This window comes from Nocardia sp. NPDC004340 (assembly GCF_053602575.1).
This window is the reverse complement of the sequence record NZ_JBSGDW010000002.1, coordinates 30,452-55,047: the sequence shown is the minus strand read 5'-3', so window position 1 is coordinate 55,047 and position 24,596 is coordinate 30,452. Positions and strand designations below refer to the sequence as shown.

Genomic DNA, 24,596 nt, shown 5'->3' with positions numbered 1-24,596 from the left:
TTTTCCCCCTGCCGAGGCGCCGGCTTTCATGCGGACGAACCGCCTGGAGGCAAGCTATCGCAATCCGGTCACCTGGGGGAATGTATGGGCCGCACTGCCCGAGATCACGCACCGTCGTCGGTGCCGCGGTTCCGGGTGCGCGGACGCGGACCGCCGCACGCCGGACCCCCTACATGGTACGTCAGGGGTGTCGAATCAGCTTCGGCCGCAAGCCCATTCGCTGGACGTTCGCCGGGGCCCGGAGCGGCGGTGCGAGCGTCGCGTTTTCACAGCTTCTCCTCAGCGCCCGGGCAGTCCCGTGCGCAGTTCAGCACCTACGATGGGGGCCGGATTACCATGGCTTGTGAATGCGCGCCCGCGCGCAGGCCTCCCGCCATGGTGGGGGCTACCGACAACACCGACCAGAGGACTACAAGACCCGTGCCTGCGCTGAGTTTTTCAAGGTTGCTACGGATTGGTGAAGGTCGCACGGTCAAGCGGCTGGCAAGCCTGGCGGACGAGGTCATCGCCCTCGACGAGGAGTACACGGCGCTCTCCGACGCCGAGCTCCAGGCCAAGACCGCGGAGTTCAAACAGCGCTACGCCGAGGGCGAGACCCTCGACGAACTGCTGCTGGAGGCCTTCGCGACCGCGCGGGAAGCGTCCTGGCGAGTGCTCAACCAGAAGCACTACAAGGTCCAGATCATGGGCGGTTCCGCCCTGCACATCGGCAATGTGGCGGAGATGAAGACCGGTGAGGGCAAGACCCTGACCTGTGTGCTGCCCGCCTACCTCAACGCTCTCTCCGGCGAGGGCGTGCACGTCGTCACCGTCAACGACTACCTGGCCAAGCGCGACTCCGAGTGGATGGGCCGCGTGCACCGCTTCCTCGGTCTCGAGGTCGGCGTGATCCTGGGCGGCATGACCCCGGCCGAGCGCCGCGAGGCCTACGCCGCGGACATCACCTACGGCACGAACAACGAGTTCGGCTTCGACTACCTGCGCGACAACATGACCCACACGCTGGACGATCTGGTCCAGCGCGGGCACAACTTCGCCATCGTCGACGAGGTCGACTCCATCCTCATCGACGAGGCCCGCACCCCGCTGATCATCTCGGGCCCGGCCGACGCCTCCTCGAAGTGGTACGCGGAGTTCGCGCGCATCGCCCCGCTGCTGAAGAAGGACCTGCACTACGAGGTCGACATCAAGAAGCGCACCATCGGTGTGCACGAGGCGGGCGTCGAGTTCGTCGAGGACCAGCTGGGCATCGACAACCTGTACGAGGCCGCGAACTCGCCGCTGGTGAGCTACCTGAACAACGCCATCAAGGCCAAGGAGCTCTACACCAAGGACAAGGACTACATCGTCCGCGACGGCGAGGTCATCATCGTCGACGAGTTCACCGGCCGAATCCTGGTGGGCCGCCGCTACAACGAGGGCATGCACCAGGCCATCGAGGCCAAGGAAGGCGTGGAGATCCAGCCGGAGAACCAGACGCTGGCCACCATCACGCTGCAGAACTACTTCCGCCTGTACGACAAGCTGTCGGGCATGACCGGTACCGCCGAGACCGAGGCGGCCGAGCTGCACCAGACCTACGGCCTGGGCGTGGTGCCGATCCCGACCAACAAGCCGATGGTCCGCCAGGATCAGTCCGACCTGATCTACAAGACCGAAGAGGCCAAGTTCGCCGCGGTCGCCGACGACATCCAGGAGAAGCACGAGCTGGGCCAGCCGGTCCTGGTCGGCACCACCTCGGTCGAGCGCTCGGAGTACCTGTCCAAGCTGCTCACCAAGCGCGGCATCGCGCACAGTGTGCTGAACGCCAAGTTCCACGAGCAGGAAGCGCAGATCGTCGCCGAGGCCGGTCGGCCGGGCGCGGTCACCGTCGCCACCAATATGGCCGGTCGTGGTACCGACATCGTGCTGGGCGGCAACCCGGACATCATCGCCGACATCCTGCTGCGCCGGCAGGGCCTGGACCCGGTCGAGACCGCCGACCAGTACGAGGCCCAGTGGCACGCCACCCTGGACCGGGTCAAGCAGCAGGTCGGCACGGACGCCGAGGCGGTGCGTGAGGCGGGCGGCCTATACGTGCTGGGCACCGAGCGCCACGAGTCGCGGCGTATCGACAACCAGCTGCGCGGTCGTTCCGGCCGGCAGGGCGACCCGGGCGAGTCCCGCTTCTACCTGTCGCTGGGCGACGAGCTGATGCGGCGCTTCAACGGCGCGGCGCTGGAGTCGATCATGACCCGGCTGAACCTGCCCGACGACGTGCCGATCGAGGCCAAGATGGTCTCGCGGGCCATCAAGTCGGCGCAGACCCAGGTCGAGCAGCAGAACTTCGAGATCCGCAAGAACGTCCTCAAGTACGACGAGGTCATGAACCAGCAGCGCAAGGTGATCTACGCCGAGCGTGCCCGCATCCTCGATGGTGAGGACATGGAGGGCCAGGTGCAGGAGATGATCACCGACGTGATCACCGCCTACGTCAACGGCGCCACCGCGGAGGGCTACGTCGAGGACTGGGATCTGGACAAGCTGTGGGGCGCGCTCAAGACGCTGTACCCCGGCGGCATCGACTACCGCGAGCTCACCGGTGAGATCGAGAACGGCGAGCCCGGCGACCTGTCCCGCGAGGAACTGCTGGACGCGCTGCTCGACGACGCGCACACCGCCTACGACAACCGCGAAGGCGAGATCGACGGCCTCGCGGGCGAGGGCAGCATGCGCAACCTGGAACGCCAGGTGCTGCTGAGCGTGCTGGACCGCAAGTGGCGCGAGCACCTCTACGAGATGGACTACCTCAAGGAGGGCATCGGCCTGCGGGCCATGGCGCAGCGCGACCCGCTGGTCGAGTACCAGCGTGAGGGCTTCGACATGTTCGCGGCCATGCTCGAGGGCCTCAAGGAGGAGTCGGTCGGCTTCCTGTTCAACCTCCAGGTCGAGGTGCAGCAGCCGCAGCCGGTGGGCGTGAACGTGGCCGCGGGCCTGCAGTCGCCGGTCGGCAACCGTCCGCTGCCCACCCAGGAGGACGCGGCGCAGGCGGGCAACGGCGCTCCGGCGGCGTTGCGCGCCAAGGGAATCGACGAGTCCGGCCCGCGCGGGCTGTCCTACAGCGGCCCGGACGAGGGCGGCCACGCGGCCGTGCGCAGCGACAGCGACGAGTACGGCGCCGAGGACGCGCAGGGCGGCACCCGCCGCGAGCGTCGCGAGGCGGCCCGGGCGCAGTCCAAGGCGGATCGGACCAAGCGCCGCCACTGAGTTCGCGACCCTGTCGAAACGTGCCGCGCCCCGGGTGTTCTCACCCGGGGCGCGGTGTTTTCCGCAGTGCGCCAAGAGTTTTCGCGTGGTCATGAAACGGTCATGATCGGTGCGCTGGAATTGCTTCCGAATCGGTCGCCGGGTGGCGATCGAAAAGGAAGGAATCACACAATGTTCAAGACTTTCACACTCGCCGCCGCGACCGTCGGTATCTTCGGGGCGGGCATCGCGACGGCGCACGCGGAGACTCTGACGGTGGACGGCAGCTACTCCTCGCTCGACGGCTGCGCCGCGGACGGCAACAATGGCCAGTTCCAGTCCGGTGGCGTGCAGCTGCGCGGTGAGGACGGCTGGCGGTGGAGCTGCGATCAGGGCGCCGACGGGCTCTGGTACATGACCATCTTCCGCTGATCGGCGAGCTGCCCGGCGAATCCCATTCGGGTGCTTTTCGCTTCAACGGTGACAATAAGGGGCATTTCTATCGCGCGAACTCGGTTGTGCGTTAATTGAATTGCTCCTATTGATCTTGTGATCTGCGTCATTCGGGACAATTTGTGCCAGTTGCTTGCGAAGGGCTTGGTTGCACGCTATTAGCTAGACTAAATTTCCCGAATGTGTGGGAGGACCTGAAGCTCTACGGGAGGGAACGAGAACGCGTCCACGTGGATCGCGTTCTCGCGGCGGCGCGTTCGGGCCGCGGTGCGGCGCTGGTTCTGTCCGGGGATCCGGCGATCGGCAAGACCGCGCTCCTACGCGCCGCGCTCGACCAGGCCGCGGACTTCCGGGTGCTGCGTTGCCAGGGCATCCGCGCCGAATCCGGCCTGGACCACGCGGCCCTGCACGAGCTGCTGCTGCCGGTCGCCGACCGGCTGCCGCTGCTGCCGCCCGCCCAGGCCCGCGCCCTGGGCGTGGTGCTCGGCCTCGACGCCGGTCCCGCCGACCCGTTCCTGGTCGGGGCCGCGCTGGTGCGGCTGCTCACCGAACTCGCCGCCGAGCAGCCGCTGCTGCTGATCGTGGACGAGGCCCGACTGGTCGACCCGGAATCGGCGCGGGCCATCGTCTTCGCCATCCGCCGCCTCACCGCCGCCCCCGTCGCACTGCTGGCGGCATTGCGCGACGACCCCGCCGACACGCTGTGGCGGGACCTGCCCGCGCTGCGGGTCACCGGTCTGCCCGACGCCGAGGCCCGCCGCCTGCTCGCCGACCGGTACGGCCCGCTCGGCGCGCTGCGCCTGGGCCGGATTCTCTCCGTGGCCGACGGCAACCCCCTCGCGCTGCTCGAATTGCCCGGTGTCGTCGGCGATCTCGCGGGCACCGCCCCCGAACCCATGGCCCTGGGCCCCGGCGTGCGCACCGCGTTCGGCGAACGCGTCGCCGCCCTGCCCGCCACCGTCCGGACCCTGCTGACCGTGGCCGCCACCGAGACCCGCGGCGTGCTGGGCATCGTCACCACCGCCGCGGCCGCCCTCGGCGTGGACGCCCAGGCCTGGGAGTACGTCGCGGCCGCCGGGCTGCTCACCATCAGTGACGGCCGCGTCGAACGCACCCACGCGCTGCTGTGCGCCGCCGTGCACGCGGCCGCGACCGTGGCCGAGACCCGGGCCGCCCAGCTGGCCGTCGCGGACGCGCTGACCGGGACCGGCGATCACGACCTGAGCGCCTGGCACCGCGCCCTCGCCGCGGGCCGGCCCGACGAGGACCTCGCCGCCGCGCTGACCGAACGGGCGACCGGCGCCGCGCACGGGCCGATGGCCGCGGCCGCCATGCTGCGCCAGGCCGCCGCCATCTCACCCGACCCGGAGCGGGCCGGGGAACGGCTCGCCGCCGCGGGCCGATTCGCCTGGGCGGGCGGCGATATCGCCTCCGCGCACGGCCTGCTCGACCGCGCCGTCGCCCGCCTGGGCCCGGAACGGGCCGCGACGGCCGCCCGGGGCCTGGCCGGACTGCTGGAATTCGTCGCGGGAGAACCGGAACGGGCGAGCCGCCTGCTGCTGCGCGACGCCGAGCTGGTGGACCCGGCGACCGCCGCCAACCTGCGGGTCGACGCGGAACGTGCGCGCTGGGTGGCCGGGCACGGCGTGCTCGATCTGGATCCCGCGGAAATGACCGTGCGGGAAGGTATCTCCCGCTTCCACACCATGATCCGGCCGCTGCCGCCCGCGCCGCTGGTGCTGCTGTGGGGACTCGCCGAGACCGCTCTGGAGCCGTACACCCAAGCGGCGGCGTCGCTGCGGGGCAGTGCCGCTCCCGCCGCGGTGTCGCTGCTGCCGCAGCTGGCCATCCTGCAATTCGCCAACGGCCGCTTCCCGGCCGCCGAACGCACCCTGGACGAGGCGTTCGAGCTGGCCGAGGCCGGCGGCGTGGACAACGTGCTCGCCCAGTGCTGGGCGCTGCGCGCGAAAATCGCGGCTCTGCACGGTGATTCGGACGGGGTGCTGGCGGCCGCGGATCAGGTGCTGGCGCTGGCCCGGCCGCGGCGCGCGCACGCGGTCATCGCGTCGGCGCACTGGCATCTGGGCTTCCACGCCCTCAGCCTCGGCGATCCGGAGACCGCGTATCTGCGTCTGCGCACCCTGGCCCAGCCGGGCCACGACGCCCGGCATCCCACCTACGCGCGGCTGGCCGCCGTGGATCTGGTGGAGGCCGCGGTCCGGGTGGGCCGCCACGGCGAGGCCGCCGGGTACTACGAGGAGATCCGGGACTGGGCGGTGCGCTCCCGCGCCGACTGGGCGGTCTCGGCCGCCTACACCTGCCGGGCGCTGCTGTGCACGGACGACCGCGCCGACAAGTACTTCCAGCGCGCGCTGGCCGCGCGGCGCACCCGCCACGACCTGAACCAGGTGCGCACCCGTCTGCTCTACGGCAAGTGGCTGCGCCGGGCCCGCCGCCGCGCCGACGCCGCCGAGCAATTGCGTTCGGCCGCCGAGGCGTTCGAGGGCATGGGCGCGGCCCAGTGGGTGCTGCGCGCCCGGCAGGAGCTCGAACTCACCGGCCGCCGGGCGACGCCGGTCACCGCGCACGGCGAGACCTCGGTGCTGACCGCGCAGGAGCTGCGGGTGGCGCGGCTGGCCGCCCACGGGCTCACCAACCGGGAGATCGGGACCGAGCTGTTCCTCAGCCCCCGTACCGTCGGGCACCACCTGTCGCGGGTGTTCGGCAAGCTGGGGCTCAGCGGCCGGTCCGATCTGGTGGATGTCGACTTCGACAACGGCATGCGAATCGTGCGGCCGCGCTGACGGTTCCGGCTCGCGGTAGGTGCGGCTGTCGACCGGTCAGTCCAGGTTGACCGACTCGCCCCAGTAGCGCGGGTCCCAGTTGATCAGGATCATGCCGGCCACACTGCCCGCGCAGCCGCCGCAGGCGTGCACCTGGATCACGCTGTCCACGTCGGTGTCCCCGGCCATCACGGCGCGGGTGGACAGCCAGACCGCGCGCAGGTGCAATGCCGCGGGTCTGCCGCAGCGGACGCATTCGGGCAGCGCGTCGTCCGGGTCGTTGCGCCCGATCCGGACCTCCGGGGTGACGGGTGCTCCCGGGCCGAGGGCTGCGTCGAGGAGCGGCGAAAATTCCTTGCGCTCACGGTCTTCCACCTGCGCAGGCTAACTATTTCCGGCGGGGTCCGCACGCCGTGCGACCGAAACGTGTCCTGGGCCCGGCCCGGTGCGGGCCGGAATGTTTAACCGGGGCGCCGCCGGGAATGCAATGGAAAGCGTTTCGGAGCGATGCCCGAATTGGGGTTCCCTATTCGCGCCCGCATTTTAGTCTTCCCGATCCGGAAGAGAATCGGTCATCGTATCGGTCGGTCAATCGGTCGATCGCGAAATGTCCGGAATCGCTTATCCCGGCGGTGATCTCAGCCGCTGGGAAGATCGCGTTTACAGGTTTGTCGGTTGCTCGTAATGCGAGGTACCTTGCGACGTGCGCGAGATCCGGGTGCTCCAGGGGAGGGAACGAGAACAGAACGAACTGTCTCGGGTCCTGACCCAGGCACGCGCCGGTCACGGCGGGGGAATGCTGCTCTGGGGAGAACCCGGGATCGGGAAAACCGCGCTACTGCGGGACGCCGAACAACGCGCCACCGAATTCAGAGTTCTGCACTGCCGCGGAAATTCCGCCGACAATGGAGTGGATTTCGCGGCATTGCGCGAACTGCTCGGCCCGCTCGCCGACCGCGTGCCCGCGCTGCCCGGTCCGCAGGCCCGCGCCCTGACCGCCGCCCTCGGCCGCGGACCCGGCCCGGCGGACCGGTTCCTGGTGGGCGCGGCCGTGGTCTCCCTGCTGGCGGCGGTGGCCGCGGAGCAGCCGGTCCTGCTCGTCGTCGACGACGCGGAGTCGGTGGATCTCGCGACCGCCCGGGCGCTCACGTTCGCGCTGCGCCGCCTCGGCGGGGTCCGGGTGGCCCTGCTGATCGCCATGCGGGACAGCCCCGCCACCACGGTGTGGCAGTCGCTGCGGGTGCTGCCGATCGCCCCGCTGCCCGACCCGGAGGCGCGGCGGCTACTGGCGCGGCGGGCGGGTGGCGTCGGTGCGCCCCGGGCGAACCGCATGCTGAAACTGGCCGGCGGAAACCCCCTGGCCCTGCGTGAATTCCCGATCGACACCGAGGACACCGCCGGAATCGCGTGGGGACCCGCGCCTTTCGGCCCCCGCCTGCGCGCCGCCTTCGCCGACCGGCTCGCCGCCCTGGATCCGGGCATTCGCCTGCTGCTGGTGGTGGCGGCCGCCGAGGACCGCGGCACCCTGTGCCCGATCGCGTCCGCCGCCACCGAACTCGGTGTCGCCCCGGCGGATTGGGAGCGGGCCTTCGAGGCGGGTCTGCTGGTCGTCACCGACGGCCGCGTCGACATGCGGCACCGTCTGCTCGGCGGCGCGGCCTACGACGCCGCCCCGCCCGCCCAGCGCCGCGCCGTCCACCTCGCCCTGGCCGCCGCGCTCCCCGGCTCCGGCGCCGGCGAACTACGCGCCTGGCACCTCGCCGCCGGACTCGACACCCCCGATCCCGAACTGGCCCGCGCCCTCGCCGACGGCGCACCCCGCGTCCTGCGCCACAACGGCCCCCTCGCCGCGGCCGCCGTCCTGCGCCGCGCCGCCGCCATCACCGACGATCCGGCCACCGCCGGTCTCCGCCTCGCCGCCGCGGCCCAATTCGCCTGGGAGGGCGGCGATATCGAATCCGCCCGCCGCCTGCTCACCCTCGCCGAATCGCGCACCACCCCGGCCGCCATCACCACCGCCGCCGCGGGCCTGCCCGGCCTGCTCGAGCTCGTCGCCGGCGACCCCGCCCGCGCCCGCATCCTGTTGCTCCGCGACGCCGACGCCATAGCCGCCCGCCTCGCGGAAACCCCTGCCGCCGGCGCGGGCACGTCCGCGCCGGTGCCACCCGTATCGGCGGTGCGCCCCGAGTCGCCGGGGCAGGTCACCGTCGGGACCGCGAATTCGGCTCTGTCCGGCCGAGATTCGGCTGCGCCGTCCCCCGCGGCTACGGAATTCGCGGGCGGGGAGTCGCGGCCGGCGCGCGGGGCCGACTTGGTCGCGGGGTTGCGGCTACTGGCGGAACGGACCGAGTGGGTACTCGGGCAGGGCGTCGACCGGCCGATGGACGGGCAGCTCGAGGCGGTGGTGGCGGAGCCGTCGCCGATGCTCGCGGCGCAGCTGCTGCCGCCCGCGGCGCAACTGCTGGAGTGGGGGCTGGCCGAGGCGGGACTGGAACCGTATCTGGGGGTGGCGGCCGGACTTCGAGCCTCCGGCGATCGGGCGGCGGCGGTCGGGGTGCTGCCGCAGCTGGCGACCATGCAGTTCGCGACCGGGCGGTGGGAGGCCGGGGAGGCCACCCTCGAGGAGGCCTTCGACCTGGCCTCGGGTGCGGGCGCCGACAATATCCTCGCCCAGTGCTGGAACCTGCGGGCCCGGCTGGCCGCTCAGCGCGGCGACGCGGACCTGGTGACCGACAGCGTGGAGCGCGCGCTGGCGCTGTCCCGCCCGCACGCGGTACCACTGCTCACCGGCGGCGCCTACTGGCACCACGGCTTCCACGCGCTCACCGCCGGTGACGCCGAGGCCGCCTACCGCCGGCTGCGCGCGCTGTCGCAGCCGGGCCACGAGGCCGCGCACCCCACACTGGCCCGGCTGGCCACCCTCGATCTCGTCGAAGCGGCGTGCCGCGTGGGTCGTTTCGACGAGGCCGCCGCGCACTCGGAGCACATCGTGCTCTGGGCGCGGCGGTCCCGGGCCCGCTGGGCGCTGGCCGCCGCCTACGCCTGCCGGGCGCTGCTCGCGGAGGAGGACCGCGCCGAGCACTACTACCGGCGCGCCGTCGCGGTCGGCGATTCCCGGCACGGCAGCTTCGGACGCGCCCGCACCCAGCTGCTCTACGGCAAGTGGCTGCGCCGGGTCCGCCGCCGCCGTGATGCCGCCGAGCAATTGCGCCTCGCCGCGGACGGTTTCGAGCTGATCGGCGCGACCGCGTGGGCCGCGCGCACCCGCACCGAACTCGACCTCACCGGCACCGGGACCAAACCCGCCGGAGGTTCGGACACGCCGCTGACCGTGCAGGAGTCCCAGGTGGCCCGGCTCGCCGCCCAGGGCCTCACCAATCGGGAGATCGGCGCGGAACTGTTCCTCAGCCCGCGCACCGTCGGCCACCACATGTCGCGGATTCTCGAGAAGCTCGGTCTCACCGGCCGTTCCGAGCTGCGCGGCATCGACTTCGACAACGGCATGCGGCTGACCCGTCCGCCGCTGTGACGCCGCTCAGGCGCGGGTGAGTTCGAACAGCCGGAACCGGCGCGTCCCCGCGAGCCGCTGCTCCATGGCGTAGCCGGGCCAGAATTCGAGCGCCCGCCGCCAGGCCCGGTCCCGACTGTCGCCGGTCAGCTCGCGCACCAGGACCGGGAACCGCTCGCCCCGCACCGTCAGTTCGGCCGCTTCGGCGTGCCGCAGATTGGCCGACCAGGACGGCTCTTCGAGCTTGCCCCAATTCGACGAGACGATCAGGAACCGCTTCTCGTCCAGGAGATCGGGCGTGTAGAGCAGGCTGACCGTGCGCGGCAGTCCGGTGCGGCGGCCCGCCACCGTCAGCTCCACCGCGGGCAGGCCCGCCACGTCGAGAATCCCCATGCGGCCCTTGGTGGTTCGCCGCGCGATCCGTTCCAGCGCGAAGACCAGCGGGGCGGCGCGCATGACCGTGCGGCGGCGGGCCAGTGCCCGCCCCAGCCGGGGGACCGGATTCCAGCGGGCGGGCGCGCCGGGGCCGCGCTGCCATTCAGCGAAAACCATGTCCCCGATTATGTTGCCGGGCCGCCACTAGGGCGCCCAACGCGCCCGGTCCCAGTCCTCGTTCCAGTCGTTCGGGTCGGTGGGGGAGCGGTCCTCGTCGTGTTCGCGGCGCAGTTGTTTCTTCTCGTCCTCGCGCGAGTCGGCGTCGTCGTCATGCTCGCGCGGTGGAGTTTCCTCGCTCATGACATCCCTTCGTGCCGGTTATGCACAAAAGGTATCGAATGGGCGATTCTTCAGCTACCGATGGCGGCCCGTGTCGCCTCAGGATTCGCTGTTGCCGCGGAACCAGGGGTCGTTGGAATTCAGCGCGGTCAGCAGACGGCGGATGGCCGCCACCCGCTGCTCCTTGCCTTCCAGCAGGTCGAGTGCGCATTCCGGATCGGCGGGCGGGCCCAGGTGGGTGCAGCCGCGCGGGCAGTCCTCGATCGCCTCGGCCAGGTCCGAGAAGGCGGCGATCACGTCGTCGGGTGTGATGTGGGCCAAACCGAACGATCGCACGCCGGGCGTGTCGACCACCCAGCCATCATCGGGCAATGGCAGCGCCACCGACTGGGTCGAGGTGTGCCGCCCCTTGCCGACCCCCGACACCTCGCCGACCGCGCGCTCGGCGTCGGGGACGAGCCGGTTCACCAGGGTGGACTTGCCCACCCCCGAATGTCCGATGAAGGCGGTCAGCTTGTCGTCGAGCAGCTCCAGCACCGGTTCCAGGGGATCCTCGATGCCCGCGTAGACGATGGTGAGATCCAGATCCTCGAAGGCCGAGGCGAATTCGGAGTCGGCGGCCAGATCGTGCTTGGTGAGGCACAGGATCGGTTGCAGCCCACCGACATACGCCGCCACCATGGCCCGCTCCACGAACCCGGTGCGCGGCGGCGGATCGGCCAGCGCCACCACGATGAACAGCTGCTCGGCATTGGCCACCACCACCCGCTCGAACGGGTCGGTGTCATCGGCGGTGCGGCGCAACACCGTTCGCCGTTCGGACACCCGCACGATGCGGGCCAGGGTGTCGGGCTTGCCCGACAGGTCGCCGACCAGATCCACCTGGTCGCCGACCACGATCGGGGTCCGGCCCAGTTCGCGCGCCCGCATGGCGACCACGCCGCGCTCCGGATCCCCGTCCAGCACGCACCCCCAGCGGCCGCGGTCCACCGAAACGACCATGGCCGCTTCGGCATCCAGATGCTGCGGCCGGGTCTTGGTGCGCGGGCGCGAGCCCTTGCCCGGGCGCACCCGGACATCGGACTCGTCGTACTCGCGGCGCCTCAGCGGTCTGCTCCCGGCTCGCCGGTGTGGTCCGCTCCGGCCAGCATGCTCTCCCACAACTCGACGAATCCCGGCAGCGTCTTGGCGGTGGTGCCGATGTCCTCGATCTCCACGCCCGGGGTCACCAGGCCGATGATCGCGCCCGCGGTGGCCATCCGGTGGTCGGCGTAGGAGCGCCACTGCCCGCCGGTGAGCGGGTTCGGCACGATGGCCAGCCCGTCCTCGGTCTCGGTGACCTTGCCGCCGAGCCGGTTGATCTCGGTGGCCAGCGCCGCCAGCCGGTCGGTCTCGTGCCCGCGCAGGTGCGCGATGCCGCGCAGCCGCGACGGCGAATCCGCCAGGGCCGCAAGCGCGGCCACGGTCGGGGTCAGCTCGCCCACGTCGTGCAGGTCGATGTCGATGCCCGCCAGGCGTTCCGGGCCGCGCACGGTGAGCACGCCGTCGAAGATCCGCGCCTCCGCACCCATCCGGACCAGGATCTCGCGGATCACGTCGCCGGGCTGGGTGGTGAATCGGGGCCAGTGCGGGATGCTCACCTCACCGCCGGTGACGGCCGCGGCGGCCAGGAACGGGGTGGCGTTGGACAGGTCCGGCTCCACGTCCCAATCCACCGCGCGGATCGGGCCGGGCGCGACGGTCCAGGTCTGCGCCTTGCGCGGATCGTTGGGAGCGTCGACGCGAACATCGGCCCGGCGCAGCATCTCCACGGTCATCTCGATGTGCGGCATGGACGGCAGCGCCGCGCCGTCGTGGTTCACGGTGACGCCCTGCTCGAACCGCGCCGCCGACAGCAGCAGCCCCGACACGAACTGCGAGGAACCCGACGCGTCGATGGTGACCGGCCCGCCGCGCAGCGCCCCCATCCCGTGCACCACGAAAGGCAGCTGGTTGCCGTCGATGTCGAGGCCCAGCGCCCGCAGCGCGTCCAGGATGGTGCCCAGCGGCCGCGCCCGCGCCTGTTCGTCGCCGTCGAAGGCGACGTCGCCGCGCGCCAACGCCGCCACCGGCGGCAGGAACCGCATGACCGTGCCCGCCAGGCCGCAATCGACCATGGCGCTGCCGAATTCGGCGGGCGGAGTGACCACCAGCGTGCTGCCGTCACCCTCGATCCCGGTGCCCATGGCCCGCAGCGCCGCGATCATCAGATCGGTGTCCCGGCTGCGCAACGCCCCGGTGATGGTGGACGGCCGATCCGCCAGCGCGGCGAGGATCAGCGCCCGATTGGTAATGGATTTGGACCCGGGCAGGGTCACGGAAGCGTGGACGGGAACTCGGACATGGGGCGCGGGCCAGAAAGTCACCGCACCATCTTCCCAAATGACCGGGCTCTCGCGGGGTCCACATCCCGTTCTCGGCACTATCGGACTGCTCGACGTATACGTATATGGGTACGTATGCTGGGTGGGTGATCGATCCTCTCAGCCTGGTAATCGGTGGCGCTCTGGTCGGCGGCGGCTGGCTCGCGGGCCGGTTCGGCTCCCGTCGCCCCAAACCAGCTCAGCAGAGTCCCGCCCGGTGCGGCTGCGGCCATGACCTGGCCCTGCACGACCGTGCGGCGGGCCACTGTCACGCGGAGAACTTCCGCAAGACCGGGGCCGGGATCAAAGCCTGGTCGCGCTGCAACTGCCAGCGCTATACCGGTCCGACTCCGCTCGAGGAGTTCTTCGCCGCACCGCCGCTGCCGCCGACCCCCTGAACGCCGAATGCCGGTGCCCGCGAAGGGAACCGGCATTCGCGAGCGTCAGATCACTTCGCGCGGCCGTGCACCAGGGGCACGATCTTGCGGAGCAGCTTCATGGTGCGGTCGGTGCGGGTGTAGGACAGCAGCGCCATGCCCGGAATCGTGAAGCGCTGCACCGCGATCGAGTGCGGGCGGGCGAATTCCAGCAGGCCGGGGGCGCCGTGGATGCGGCCGATGCCGGAATCGCGGACGCCGCCGAAGGGCAGGCCGGAGATGGCGGCATAGGACAGCACCGAGTTCACCGAGGTGCAGCCGACCTCCAGGCGTCGGGCGATCTCCATGCCCTGCTTCTTGGAGTAGACCGCCGAGCCCAGGCCGTACTTGCTCTTGTTGGTGAGCTCCACGGCCTCGTCCACGCCGCTGACGGTGCGGATGGTGACGGTCGGGCCGAAGGTCTCCTCGCACACCGCTTCCGAGGACTCGTCCACGTCGACCAGGATGACCGGGTCGATGAAGGAGCCCTTGACGGACTCGGGCCCGCCGAGCACCGCGGTGCCGCCGTTCTTCAGCGCGTCCTCGATGTGCCGGCGCACGATGTCGACCTGGCTGGGCATGGTCATCGGGCCGTAGGAGGCCTTGTCGTCCGAGCCGGGCTTGATGTCGGTGAGGATGCGCTTGACCTCGGCCACGAACTCGGTGGCGATGGACTTGTCCACGTACACGCGCTCGACGCCCGCGCAGGTCTGGCCGGAGTTGGCGGTGGCGCCCCAGGCGACGGCGTCGGCGGCGGCCTTGATGTCGGCGTCGGCGGCCACGATCACCGCGTCCTTGCCGCCGCACTCCAGCAGCACCGGGGTGAGCGACTCGGCGGCCGAGGCCATGATCTTCTTACCGGTCGCGGTGGACCCGGTGAACGCCAGCTTGTCGACGCCGGACTTCACCAGCGCGGCGCCGGTGGCCCCGTAGCCGTTGATGGTGACGAACACCCCGTCCGGCAGTTCCGGGTTCGCCTCGGCGAACGCCTTGGCCACGAAATTGCCGATGCCGGTGGAGAATTCGCTCGGCTTGAACACCACGCAGTTGCCCGCGGACAGTGCGTAGGCGATGGAGCCGTTGGGGGTGTAGACCGGATAGTTCCAGGGGCCGATGATGCCGACCACGCCCAGCGGGCGGTACTCCAGGTGGGCGGCGAAGTTGGCCATGAACGTGCCGGGCGAGACCTTGCGCGGCTTGAGCACCTTCTCGGCGTTGGAGGCGGCCCACTTGATGTGCTCGAGCGCCAGCATGAGCTCGAGGAAGGCGTCGTCGACGGGCTTGCCGTTCTCGGCGTGGATGAGCTCGCACAACTCGTCGGACTTCTCGACGAGCTTGCTGCCCCAGCGCAGCACGTGCTTCTTGCGCTCGGCGTAGCTCAGCGCGCCCCAGGTGGCTGCGGCGCTGCGGGCTTTGGCGACGGCAGCGCGCACGGCCGCCTCATCATCGATCCGGTAGGTGGCGAGGGCCTCGCCGGTGGCAGGGTTGACGGAAGTCAGCGTCTCGGCCTGATCGAGCGGGGCGGCTTCGGTTGCAGTCATTGTGCGGCGATCCCTTGATGAGAGTGTGATGAGACGAACGTCTCACACCGTCCAAGTGATGTCAATTGCCATCACATCGATGACGATTCGATTCGCGGGCGCGGTGGTCCTGGTGGGTGTCGGTGACCGGTGGCAGCATGGTCGGCATGTGCGGTAGATACGCGACCACGACGAATCCCGCGAAGCTGGCCGTCGAGCTCGACGCCATCGACGAGACCGGCGACAAGGTCTTCGACCCCAACTACAACGTGGCCCCCACCAACCAGGTGCTCACCGTCGTCGAACGCCACGACCGCGACCACCCCGAGGACCCGGCCGCCCTGCGCGTCCGGGCCATGCGCTGGGGATTGATCCCACCCTGGACCAAGACCGCCGAACCGGGCGTCCCGGTGAAGGGCAAACCGCTCTTCAACGCCCGCGCCGACAAGGCCGCCACCACCGCCTCCTTCCGCGACGCGGTGAAGAAGCGCCGCTGCCTGGTGCCGATGGACGGCTGGTACGAGTGGATCACCGAGGCGGGCGGCGCCGGCAAGGCCGTCAAGCGCCCGTACTTCATGTCCCGCGCCGACGGCGGCCGCCTCTATATGGCGGGCCTGTGGTCGGTCTGGCGCGACCGCGAGCTCGGTGACGCCGCGCAGCCGCTGCTGTCCTGCACGATCCTGACCACCGACGCCGTCGGCGATCTCACCAAGGTGCACGACCGCATGCCGCTGCCCATGCCGCGCGAGCACTGGGCCGCCTGGCTGGACCCGGATCACCCGGCCCCGGAGGAACTGCTGGAAACGCCCGCCGCCGCGGCGGTTTCGGACATCCTGATCCGTGAGGTCCCGTCGCTGGTGAACAGTGTGAAGAACAATGGACCCGACCTGTTGGCGGCTGTGGACGAACAAGCCGGTCAGATCAGCCTGATCTGACCGGCCCGTGAACGTTCGACGCGCTATTTGCACTTCACTGTCGGCAGAGCGATATTCAGTGTGCATCTCAGCGTTTCGGCCGACGAGTCGATCATCTTCGTGATGATGCCGCCGCCGAGCGCCTCGGCCTTCTCCACCCTCTCGTCCTTCTTCGGCTGCGCTCCGCCGCCTGGTGTGCCCGGGTCCGGGAAGCTGGGCCCCTGCGGCGCGACGGGGACGGGGACGGGCTCGGCCATCGCGGTGACGGCTGTCAATGGGCCCGCGCCCAGTGCCAGGATCAGTGTTCCGGTGGCGACAGCCGTGCCAATGCGCCGATTGCGAGACATAACCGCATCACATCCTCGGGTTCGAACGGACCTTGCGGACTGCACACGTTCACAACAACCTCACTGCTCGCTCCCCAGTAACTCACAGAAAACCGCCGGGATAGTGAAATGGCAGTGCCCCCGCCGCGTCTCCGCGGCGGGGGCACTGTCGATTCGATTGTCGCCGGTCAGACCGTCGCGGGATCCGCCTTCTCGGCGGCCTCGTCCCGGGCCTGGATGCCGCCCGCGGTCCGCAGCGGCACCTCCTTCCAGAACAGCACCAGCAGGAAGGCGATCAGCGCGACCGCGGTGGCCGCCAGGAACACCCGGTCCATGGACTCGGCGAAGCCCTCCTTGAACGGATGCGCCAGGGTCGGGTCCAGCTTCTGGATGACCGAGCTGTCGTTGAGCACCTGCTTCGCGACCTCCGGATCCTTGGCGATCAGCCCGTTGGCGACCTGCTTGTCGACCGGGTTGTCACTGTTCCGGCCGTCCTGGATGGCCTGCACGTAGGCGGGCTGCTGGGCGGCGTGCTCGAGCGAGGTGGTGATGTTCGGGGTGAGCTGGGTGAACAGCACCGACAGGAACACCGCCACACCCAGGGTGCCGCCGATCTGCCGGAAGAAGGTCGCGGCGGCGGTGGACACGCCCATGTCCTTGGGCGGCAACGCGTTCTGCAGCGCCAGGGTCAGCGGCTGCATCAGGTTGCCCAGGCCGAAGCCGGTGATGGCCATGAAGATCATGACGATCCACAGCTTGGTGTCGGCCGAGACCAGGTGCAGCAGGAACAGGCCCGCGGTGAGCAGCCCCGCGCCGACCGGCGGGAAGAACTTGTACCGTCCGGTCCGCGAGATCAGCTGACCCGCCAGGATCGAGCCGGTCATCATGCCCGCCACCAGCGGCAGCATCAGCAGACCCGCCTTGGTCGGGCTCGCGCCCTGCACCACCTGCAGGTACTGCGGCAGCAGGGTGATGCCGCCGAACATGGCCGCGCCGACCACCACCGAGATGAGCACGCCCAGGGCGAAGGTGGAGTTCTTGAACATGCGCAGCGGGATCAGCGCGGCGTCGCCCTGCTTGGCCTCGACCGCGATGAAGGTCAGCACGCCGAACGCGCCGAGGGCGTAGCAGATGATGGCATGTCCACTGGTCCAACCCCATTCGCGGCCCTGCTCGGCGATCACCAGCAGCGGCACCAGACCGACGACCAGCGCCGAGATGCCCATCCAGTCGATGGCGACCTTGTTGCCGGGACGCTTGGGCAGCTTGAGCACGCGGGTCACCACGGCCAGCGCGATGATGCCGATCGGCACGTTCACCAGGAACACCCAGCGCCAGCCGGTGACGCCCAGAATCTGGTCGGTGCCCGAGAGCAGACCGCCGATGACCGGCCCCACCACGCTGGAGGTGCCGAACACGGCCAGGAAGTAGCCCTGATAGCGGGCGCGTTCCCGCGGGGACACGATGTCGCCCATGATGGTCAGCGCCAGCGACATCAGACCGCCCGCGCCCAGGCCCTGGAAGGCCCGGAAGGCGGCCAGCTGGTACATCGAGGTCGCGACGGAACAGGCCAGTGACCCGGCCACGAAGATGGTGATGGCGGCGAGGTAGAACGGCTTGCGGCCGTACATGTCCGACAGCTTGCCGTAGAGCGGGGTGGCCAGCGTCGAGGTGATCAGGTAGGCGGTGGTGACCCACGCCTGCGCCGAATAGCCCTGCAGCTCATCGGCGATGGTGCGGATGGAGGTCGACACGATGGTCTGATCGAGGGCGGCCAGCAGCATGCCCATCATCAGGCCGCTCATGATCACCAGGATCTGCTTGTGGGTGAAGCCGGCCGAATTGAGTTCCGGCTCCGCCACTGTCGCTTGGGTTGTCACGAATTGCTCTCCGCGGGTTCGTAATAGGATTTCAGGTCTTTGTGGGCCGCGATATCGGCCAGCATGCGTTGCCGGGTCCCCTCGTAGCCGTCGACGAAGCGACGCAGCAGCCGGGAGAAGACCTCCCGTTCGCCGGGGGCCCAGTCGGTGAGCATGTCGCGCAGCGAATCGTTGCGGCGGGCCCGGATCTGGGCGGCCACGGTGCGTCCGGCGGGGGTCACGTCGAGCACGCTGGCGCGGCCGTCGGCGGGGTCGGCGCGGCGTTCGATGAGTCCGCGTTTGACCAGGCTCGCGACCTGGCGGCTGATGGTCGAGGCGTCGGAGTACAGGGCCTCGGCGAGCGCGCCCGAGCGTTTCGGGCCGCCGTGGATCAGCTGGAACAGGATGCTGAACGCGGCTGGTTCGATCTCGCCCCCGGTGAGGGCCGAGATCTGCGCGTTGGTGCGATCGCGCAGCTTGGTGAGCCGGGCGATCTCGTAGGCGATGGCATCGACAAGGCCGTCGTCGATGTCGGTGCTGGTCGCCGGGTCATCGTCGGTCACGGTCGGTCTCACCTCCTTGCGTCGGGCAATTGCTTGTAAAAGGCAACTAGTTGTACGGCGCAAGTATTCCGACATAGTTGTCCCTTGGCAAGGGATTTCCGGAGGTTGTGTCTCCGCTCACGGCCGAATCGGACAATTCGCCCAGGAATCGGCAGGTCAGGCCACCGCGACCGCCGCGGTCACCGCCCCCGTCAGCCGCACCAGATCCGCAGGCGCGAGCTCGATCTCCAGCCCGCGCTTGCCCGCGCTGCACAACACCCGATCCCACTCCAGCGCCGACGAATCGACGACCGTCGGCAGTCGCTTCTTCTGCCCCAGCGGCGAAATCCCGCCCAGCACATAGCCGGTCGTGCGCTCGGCCTTCGCCTTGTCCGCCATCGCCGCCTTGCCGCCGCCCAGCGCCGCGGCCGCCGCCTTCAGTGACAGCGTGGTCGGAACCGGCAGCACCGCCACCGCGAGCCCGCCCGAACCCAGGTCGATCACCAGCGTCTTGAAGATCTGCCCGGCGCTCACCCCGACCTCGGCCGCCAGCGCGTCCACCGCCTCCGCGCCGTACGAATCACTGCGCGGGTCATGGGCATACGCGTGCACCCGATGCTCCACCTTCGCCTGTACCAGGGCTTTGATCGCGGGAGTAGAAGCGGCCATGCGGCTCACCCTAGACACCGCGCGCAAGCCGATTTCAGAGTGTGGGAACAGGCGGAGCGTTCACCCTGTTGCATGCGATACGCGCTTCTCGGCAACCGTCGGGCCCACGGACGGGAAGCACTCGATCCCATGACCAAGGAGGAGTCGGTGTCCGTTCTGCTCGAGGAGCGACCAACCGGTTTCCGGGCCGAATCCCTGTTCGCGGTAGATTCAATTGCTACGGCGATCGAAGGGATTAGCGTGACGAGCGACGACGACATGGTCGATCGCCGGCGTGATGACGATGCGGACAGCATCGACGCCGGTGACGACCAAGCGGTCGACTATGACGACGAAGTGAGCGAATCCGGGGCCAGAAGCTCCGAATCGACGGCCGAACTGGCCGCCCGGTTCGAACGCGACGCGCTGCCGCTGCTGGACCAGCTCTACGGCGCGGCCCTGCGCATGACCCGCAACCCGGCCGATGCCGAGGACCTGGTGCAGGAGACCTTCGCCAAGGCCTACCAGGGCTTCAAGTCCTTCCGCGAGGGCACCAACCTGCGGGCCTGGCTGTACCGCATCCTCACCAACACCTACATCAACTCGTACCGGAAGAAGCAGCGCCAGCCCGCGCAGTATCCGACCGACGAGATCACCGACTGGCAGCTCGCCGCCACCGCCGAGCACACCTCCCAGGGCCTGCGCTCCGCGGAGATGGAGGCGCTCGAGGCGCTGCCGGACGACGACATCAAGGCCGCTCTGCAGTCGCTGCCGGAGGAGTTCCGGATGGCGGTGTACTACGCCGATGTGGAGGGCTTCCCCTACAAGGAAATCGCCGAGATCATGGGTACTCCCATCGGTACTGTCATGTCCCGCCTGCACCGGGGCCGCAAGCAGCTCAAGGGCCTGCTCGCGGACGTGGCGCGGGAACGTGGATTCAACCGGTCGGGCAGCGATGCGGCGCGCGAGGAGGTAACCCAGTGAGCGAGCGCAGCGAGCGGAAAATGGGCACAGCCGACGCGTCGCTCGGGTCGGAGCGAAGCGGAGGCATGAGCGACGAGATGGAAGAACTGGACTGCTCGGCGGTGCTCGCCGATGTCTGGCTGCTCCTGGACAACGAGTGCGACGAGACCGTGAAGGCGCGGCTGCGGGAGCACATCGACCGCTGTTCGCCGTGCGTCGAGGCCTACGGCCTGGAGGAGAAACTCAAGTCGCTGCTGAACCGCAAGTGCGGCGGCGATCGCGCACCGGACTCGCTCCGGCAGCGCCTGACCATGGAGATCCGGACCAGCTACACCGTGGTCGAGACCCGGATCGAACCGGCCGAATAAGACATCCCGGATACAGCTGAGCGGCACCCTTCCCCGGTGGGAAGTGGTGCCGCTCAGCAGTTTTCGAGCTTATCGAAGCAGCTCAGGCGTTCGGCCGCTTGCCGTGGTTGGCGGCATTCTTCTTGCGGCCACGCTTCTTACGTCCACGCTTACCCATAGGTAATCTCCCTTCAGTCGGTCGCCATTCTTTCACGCGTGATCTGCTGTACCTTCAGGGGCTACAGGTGACTCGAAAGCGAGAGGTGTTCATGGCTGAGGAAGTGCTGGCCGAGATGGTGTCGACCGTGCAGGAGATCCTGGTCTCCGTCGGCGACGAAGTGAAGGCCGACGACCCCGTGGTCATGCTCGAGTCGATGAAGATGGAGATCCCGGTCATCGTCGAGGGACCCGGCACCGTGGCCTCGATCAACGTCAAGCCCGGCGACGTCCTGCAGCCCGGCGACCTGATCGCCGTCATCTCCTGAGCGCGAGCCCCGCCCGCTCCTGACGCATCCTTGCCGTGTCGCGTGGGAACATACACCCGACGTGGGAACAGAGGAGTGTGGGTGAATGTCGACCCTGAGTGAGCTACTGGCCGAGCACACCGATCTACCGGGCGCGGCGGTCGACCATTTGCAGCGGGTGGTGGGGGATTGGCAGCTGCTGGCGGATCTGTCCTTCGCGGATCTGCTGTTGTGGGTGGGCACCGGACCGGTGACCGAGGGCGCGGAGGTGGTCTGCGTGGCGCAGTGCCGCCCCACCACCGCCCCCACCGTGCACCCGGAGGACCTGGTCGGCGGATACGCCACCAAAGAGGCCAATCCGCACGTGTTCGAGGCCCTGCTGAACTGCGAAATCCAGCGCTTCGAGGCCGACACCGCCCTGACCGGGGTCTATCACCCGCATCCCGTGCACGCCATGCGCGAGGCCATTCCGGTGCGGGTCGGCGACGACATCATCGCCGTCCTCGGCCGCGATACGGACACCCAGCGCCGCAAGATGCGGTCCAGTCTCGAGATCGCCTACATGTCCTGCGCCGACGACCTGTGCCAGATGGTCGCCGACGGCACCTGGCCGGCGCTCGAGGACCGCACCGGCTCGCATTCCAGCCCGCGCGCGGGCGACGGTTTCATCCGGCTCGACACCGAGGGCACCGTCGTCTACGCCAGCCCCAACGCGCTGTCGGCGTATCACCGCATGGGTCTGCAGAACGATCTGGTCGGCCAGGACCTGGCGCTGACCACGCGCTCGCTCATCACCGACCCGTTCGACGCGCAGGAGGTGGTCGGCGACATCCAGGCGGCCCTGGCCGGAAAGGGCGGGCGCCGAATGGAAGTCGAGGCGCGCGGCGCCACCGTGCTGCTGCGCACCTTGGTGCTGCGCCCGCACGGTGAGCTCGGCGGCGCCGCCGTGCTGGTTCGCGACGTGACCGAGGTGAAGCGCCGCGACCGTGCGCTGTTGTCCAAGGACGCCACCATCCGCGAGATCCACCACCGGGTGAAGAACAACCTGCAGACGGTGGCCGCGCTGCTGCGCCTGCAGGCCCGCCGCACCGAGAACGAGGAGGCCCGCCTGGCGCTGACCGAATCGGTCCGCCGGGTCACCTCCATCGCGTCCGTGCACGAAATGTTGTCGATGTCGGTTGACGAAGAGGTCGATCTGGACGAGGTGGTGGACCGCCTGCTGCCGATCATGGCCGACGTGGCGACCGTGCACACCGCCCGCATCAAGGTCCGCCGCGCCGGATCCCTGGGCGTCTTCTCCGCCGAACGCGCCACCCCGCTGGTCATGGTGCTGACCGAGCTGGTGCAGAACGCCATCGAGCACGCCTTCGACGCGGGTGAGAACGGTACGGTCACAATCCGTTCCGAGCGTTCGGCGCGCTGGCTCGACGTCATCATCAGCGACGACGGCCGCGGCCTGCCCGACGGATTCAGCCTGGAGGCCTCCGACCGGTTGGGCCTGCAAATCGTCCGCACACTGGTCACGGCGGAATTGGGCGGCTCGATCGGACTTCACCCCGGAGCCGATGTCGGAACCGACGCGGTGCTGCGAGTTCCGCTCGGCCGGCGCTCCGCGCGCTGAAATATCAACTTCGACGCATAAGTTCGGGCGTGAGCTGAAAAGCCGCGCCCGAACTTTCGTTCGAGGCGCGAATCCCGTTGAACGGGAATTGCCCGGGGAATTCTTCTCGTCGGGGTTCGGGGGCGAAGCCCCTGCGGGAGCCGCGAGTCGGCCATTTACACACTGAAGCCCGGCACCTGTGTTGGTGCCGGGCCGAATTGCGCTGCGGCCCCGAGGCTGGGTTGGGCCGTAACGCCTTGTCGTCTAGGTGGTTAGACGACGCTGCGGGTGCGCGTGCGCGCGTTGCGACGCTTCAGCGCGCGACGCTCGTCCTCGCTCATTCCACCCCACACGCCGGCATCCTGGCCCGACTTCAGGGCCCAGGAAAGGCAGTCAGCGGTGACAGGGCAGCGAGCGCAGACCAGCTTGGCATCGGCAATCTGCGCGAGCGCCGGACCACTGTTACCCACCGGGAAGAACAGCTCGGGGTCCTCGTCGCGACAGATGGCCTTGTGGCGCCAGTCCATTCCTCTGCTCCTTTGCTAGGGCGCGCATGGCGCTGCCCCTCGGGTTTGTGGTCCGTTCACTTGTGCGACTCGAATGTTTCCGCACGGTTGCTTGTGAATGCTTTCACGAACACCGTAGATGTCAATAGATACCTGGTGCACCGTGGGGAAGCTCACGCTGTAAGACCCCTACATGGGGGTCCGCCGTGTCATTTGTACTCGGTCGAGCGGGTTTTCGCAGCGCAACAACGAGTTTTCTCAGGTGTGTCGAGCCGGCTAGGGCTTCGGCGCGACCACATCGAGGATATCCGGGACTGCTGTGAAATTCACCATGTTGCGGCGACCGATGAAGTCGCCGTCGATTTGCAACCCGATCGGTTCTTCCGCCGTGACGGTTACGCCCGGAACGTCGTCCTCGCGAAACAATGTGGGGCCCTGGGGATCCCCCTGGGCCGCCAGCAACTGTCTCGCGACCATCAAGGTGGGCAGAACACCCATGGTGCGCATGGCAAACACCCCGAGACCGGATTCGAATCTGGTCCCCGGGTTGGTGACCACGGGCGTGTTGTCGAGATACGTCCAGGGACTGGCGTTGGTCACGAATGCGTAATGCACATCCGTGACCGGTTCGTGACCTGGAATGTCCAAGGTCACTTGCGGGGCACGGCGTTTGGCGCGGAAGAACTGCTTGACCGTGGTGCGCAGATAACGAGCGGGCGTGGCGGCCTTGCCCTTCGCGCGCTTCTCGTCGATGGCCTCGCACACGTCCGCGTCCAGGCCCACTCCCGCGCTGAAGCAGAACCAGCGATCGTCGGCCACGCCCAGGCCGATGCGGCGATCCGCGCTGTCGGCCACCAGATCGATGAGCTGATTGGTCGCGGTCACCGGATCCGGCTCGATGCCGAGCGAGCGCGCGAACACGTTCGCCGAACCGCCCGGAATGATGCCCAGCCGCGGCAGCCATTCGCGCTGCGGCTGCCCGGGCAGCGGGAGGAAACCGTTGATCGTCTCGTTCACGGTGCCGTCGCCACCGTGCACGACGATCAGATCCATCCGATTGTCGGCGGCCCAGCTCGCCAATTCGGCGGCGTGCCCCCGGCGCTCGGTCTGGCGGACGGTGAGTTCGGTGCGGCTTTCCAGTGCGTGGGCGAGCAGATCGCGAGTGGACCGAGTGGTCGAAGTGGCATTCGGGTTCACGATCAGCAGCGTCCGCACGGTGCCATTCTGCCTCCGCTTCGCTCCGGCTGGTTCGCGGCCCCGAAGTCTCGTTCTTCCCTCCTCCGCTCCTCCGCTTCGCTGCCCCGCTCCGTCAGTCCAGAACGAGACGGCCGCGAACCTTCCAGTGCCAGTTCTCAACTGGTCAAACGCCGTGCGGGTGCATTCGCCAACGACGCTCGGTCGTAGGC

At 69.3% G+C, this 24,596-nt stretch carries 23 protein-coding genes; 10 read left to right on the top strand and 13 right to left on the bottom strand.

Annotated elements, in window-relative coordinates; genetic code table 11:
• Positions 1 to 420: 420 nt before the first annotated feature.
• The 3 genes from secA (at position 421) to ACWEOI_RS07710 (ending at position 6,482) form a co-directional block, all read left to right on the top strand.
• Complete coding sequence (secA, locus tag ACWEOI_RS07720; RefSeq protein WP_452359225.1) at positions 421 to 3,246, top strand: preprotein translocase subunit SecA; 2,826 nt, start codon at positions 421 to 423, stop codon at positions 3,244 to 3,246.
• A gap of 171 nt (positions 3,247 to 3,417) precedes the next feature.
• Complete coding sequence (locus ACWEOI_RS07715; RefSeq protein WP_452359224.1) at positions 3,418 to 3,657, top strand: hypothetical protein; 240 nt, start codon at positions 3,418 to 3,420, stop codon at positions 3,655 to 3,657.
• Positions 3,658 to 3,860: 203 nt separating this feature from the next.
• Positions 3,861 to 6,482 (top strand): LuxR C-terminal-related transcriptional regulator, encoded by a 2,622-nt coding sequence (locus tag ACWEOI_RS07710; RefSeq protein ID WP_452359223.1) that lies wholly within the window; start codon positions 3,861 to 3,863, stop codon positions 6,480 to 6,482.
• Positions 6,483 to 6,518: 36 nt separating this feature from the next.
• Here ACWEOI_RS07710 and ACWEOI_RS07705 read toward each other — a convergent pair whose 3' ends face one another.
• Positions 6,519 to 6,836 carry a hypothetical protein gene (locus ACWEOI_RS07705; RefSeq protein ID WP_357283604.1) on the bottom strand — a complete coding sequence of 106 codons (318 nt, stop codon included), beginning with the start codon at positions 6,834 to 6,836 and terminating at the stop codon, positions 6,519 to 6,521.
• Between the two features lie 328 nt (positions 6,837 to 7,164).
• Between ACWEOI_RS07705 and ACWEOI_RS07700 the strand changes: the two genes are divergently transcribed.
• Positions 7,165 to 9,990, top strand: coding sequence for an AAA family ATPase (locus ACWEOI_RS07700; RefSeq protein ID WP_452359222.1), 2,826 nt, complete (start codon positions 7,165 to 7,167; stop codon positions 9,988 to 9,990).
• A 6-nt stretch (positions 9,991 to 9,996) separates the two neighbouring features.
• Here the strand turns inward: ACWEOI_RS07700 and ACWEOI_RS07695 are convergent, their stop codons facing one another.
• The 4 genes from ACWEOI_RS07695 to aroA form a co-directional block, all read right to left on the bottom strand.
• Complete coding sequence (locus ACWEOI_RS07695) at positions 9,997 to 10,521, bottom strand: nitroreductase family deazaflavin-dependent oxidoreductase (protein ID WP_433667841.1); 525 nt, start codon at positions 10,519 to 10,521, stop codon at positions 9,997 to 9,999.
• Positions 10,522 to 10,548: 27 nt separating this feature from the next.
• Positions 10,549 to 10,704 (bottom strand): hypothetical protein, encoded by a 156-nt coding sequence (locus tag ACWEOI_RS07690; RefSeq protein ID WP_433667840.1) that lies wholly within the window; start codon positions 10,702 to 10,704, stop codon positions 10,549 to 10,551.
• 78 nt (positions 10,705 to 10,782) lie between these two features.
• Positions 10,783 to 11,790 carry a ribosome small subunit-dependent GTPase A gene (rsgA, locus tag ACWEOI_RS07685; RefSeq protein ID WP_357087350.1) on the bottom strand — a complete coding sequence of 336 codons (1,008 nt, stop codon included), beginning with the start codon at positions 11,788 to 11,790 and terminating at the stop codon, positions 10,783 to 10,785.
• Positions 11,787 to 13,088 (bottom strand): 3-phosphoshikimate 1-carboxyvinyltransferase, encoded by a 1,302-nt coding sequence (aroA, locus tag ACWEOI_RS07680; protein ID WP_452359221.1) that lies wholly within the window; start codon positions 13,086 to 13,088, stop codon positions 11,787 to 11,789. The genes rsgA and aroA overlap by 4 nt, the downstream gene beginning before the upstream one ends.
• A gap of 104 nt (positions 13,089 to 13,192) precedes the next feature.
• On the opposite strand from aroA, the gene ACWEOI_RS07675 reads away from it, so the two are divergent.
• A complete protein-coding gene (locus ACWEOI_RS07675; RefSeq protein WP_433667837.1) occupies positions 13,193 to 13,483 on the top strand; it encodes a hypothetical protein in 291 nt (96 codons plus the stop codon).
• Between the two features lie 50 nt (positions 13,484 to 13,533).
• Here the strand turns inward: ACWEOI_RS07675 and ACWEOI_RS07670 are convergent, their stop codons facing one another.
• Positions 13,534 to 15,042, bottom strand: coding sequence for an aldehyde dehydrogenase family protein (locus ACWEOI_RS07670; protein ID WP_433667835.1), 1,509 nt, complete (start codon positions 15,040 to 15,042; stop codon positions 13,534 to 13,536).
• Between the two features lie 146 nt (positions 15,043 to 15,188).
• Here ACWEOI_RS07670 and ACWEOI_RS07665 point away from each other — a divergent pair, with 146 nt between their 5' ends.
• A complete protein-coding gene (locus tag ACWEOI_RS07665; RefSeq protein WP_452359562.1) occupies positions 15,189 to 15,956 on the top strand; it encodes an SOS response-associated peptidase in 768 nt (255 codons plus the stop codon).
• 23 nt (positions 15,957 to 15,979) lie between these two features.
• On the opposite strand, the gene ACWEOI_RS07660 is transcribed toward ACWEOI_RS07665, so the two are convergent.
• The 4 genes from ACWEOI_RS07660 to ybaK all read right to left on the bottom strand — a co-directional run bounded on the left by ACWEOI_RS07660 (position 15,980) and on the right by ybaK (position 19,331).
• Complete coding sequence (locus tag ACWEOI_RS07660; RefSeq protein ID WP_433667834.1) at positions 15,980 to 16,282, bottom strand: hypothetical protein; 303 nt, start codon at positions 16,280 to 16,282, stop codon at positions 15,980 to 15,982.
• Between the two features lie 167 nt (positions 16,283 to 16,449).
• Positions 16,450 to 18,066 carry a DHA2 family efflux MFS transporter permease subunit gene (locus tag ACWEOI_RS07655; RefSeq protein WP_433673457.1) on the bottom strand — a complete coding sequence of 539 codons (1,617 nt, stop codon included), beginning with the start codon at positions 18,064 to 18,066 and terminating at the stop codon, positions 16,450 to 16,452.
• Positions 18,067 to 18,137: 71 nt separating this feature from the next.
• Positions 18,138 to 18,683, bottom strand: a complete 546-nt coding sequence (locus ACWEOI_RS07650) for a MarR family transcriptional regulator (protein WP_433667833.1) — start codon at positions 18,681 to 18,683, stop codon at positions 18,138 to 18,140.
• A gap of 156 nt (positions 18,684 to 18,839) precedes the next feature.
• Positions 18,840 to 19,331 (bottom strand): Cys-tRNA(Pro) deacylase, encoded by a 492-nt coding sequence (gene ybaK, locus ACWEOI_RS07645; RefSeq protein WP_379278411.1) that lies wholly within the window; start codon positions 19,329 to 19,331, stop codon positions 18,840 to 18,842.
• 234 nt (positions 19,332 to 19,565) lie between these two features.
• On the opposite strand from ybaK, the gene ACWEOI_RS07640 reads away from it, so the two are divergent.
• The gene (locus tag ACWEOI_RS07640; RefSeq protein WP_379095821.1) at positions 19,566 to 20,294 is read left to right on the top strand and encodes a sigma-70 family RNA polymerase sigma factor; all 729 of its coding nucleotides are present in this window, start codon (positions 19,566 to 19,568) and stop codon (positions 20,292 to 20,294) included.
• Positions 20,295 to 20,359: 65 nt separating this feature from the next.
• Positions 20,360 to 20,641, top strand: coding sequence for a mycothiol system anti-sigma-R factor (gene rsrA, locus ACWEOI_RS07635; protein WP_452359220.1), 282 nt, complete (start codon positions 20,360 to 20,362; stop codon positions 20,639 to 20,641).
• 82 nt (positions 20,642 to 20,723) lie between these two features.
• Here rsrA and ACWEOI_RS07630 read toward each other — a convergent pair whose 3' ends face one another.
• Positions 20,724 to 20,798 (bottom strand): 50S ribosomal protein bL37, encoded by a 75-nt coding sequence (locus tag ACWEOI_RS07630; protein WP_153805149.1) that lies wholly within the window; start codon positions 20,796 to 20,798, stop codon positions 20,724 to 20,726.
• A gap of 91 nt (positions 20,799 to 20,889) precedes the next feature.
• Here ACWEOI_RS07630 and ACWEOI_RS07625 point away from each other — a divergent pair, with 91 nt between their 5' ends.
• Together ACWEOI_RS07625 and ACWEOI_RS07620 are read left to right on the top strand one after the other, a co-directional pair.
• A complete protein-coding gene (locus tag ACWEOI_RS07625; protein WP_213559751.1) occupies positions 20,890 to 21,105 on the top strand; it encodes a biotin/lipoyl-binding carrier protein in 216 nt (71 codons plus the stop codon).
• Between the two features lie 85 nt (positions 21,106 to 21,190).
• Complete coding sequence (locus tag ACWEOI_RS07620) at positions 21,191 to 22,705, top strand: histidine kinase N-terminal domain-containing protein (RefSeq protein WP_433667831.1); 1,515 nt, start codon at positions 21,191 to 21,193, stop codon at positions 22,703 to 22,705.
• Between the two features lie 251 nt (positions 22,706 to 22,956).
• Here ACWEOI_RS07620 and ACWEOI_RS07615 read toward each other — a convergent pair whose 3' ends face one another.
• Both ACWEOI_RS07615 and ACWEOI_RS07610 read right to left on the bottom strand, forming a co-directional pair.
• On the bottom strand, positions 22,957 to 23,211 hold the full coding sequence (locus ACWEOI_RS07615; protein WP_033087439.1) for a WhiB family transcriptional regulator: 255 nt from the start codon (positions 23,209 to 23,211) through the stop codon (positions 22,957 to 22,959).
• A gap of 255 nt (positions 23,212 to 23,466) precedes the next feature.
• Positions 23,467 to 24,405 carry a diacylglycerol/lipid kinase family protein gene (locus tag ACWEOI_RS07610; protein WP_452359219.1) on the bottom strand — a complete coding sequence of 313 codons (939 nt, stop codon included), beginning with the start codon at positions 24,403 to 24,405 and terminating at the stop codon, positions 23,467 to 23,469.
• Positions 24,406 to 24,596 lie beyond the last annotated feature (191 nt).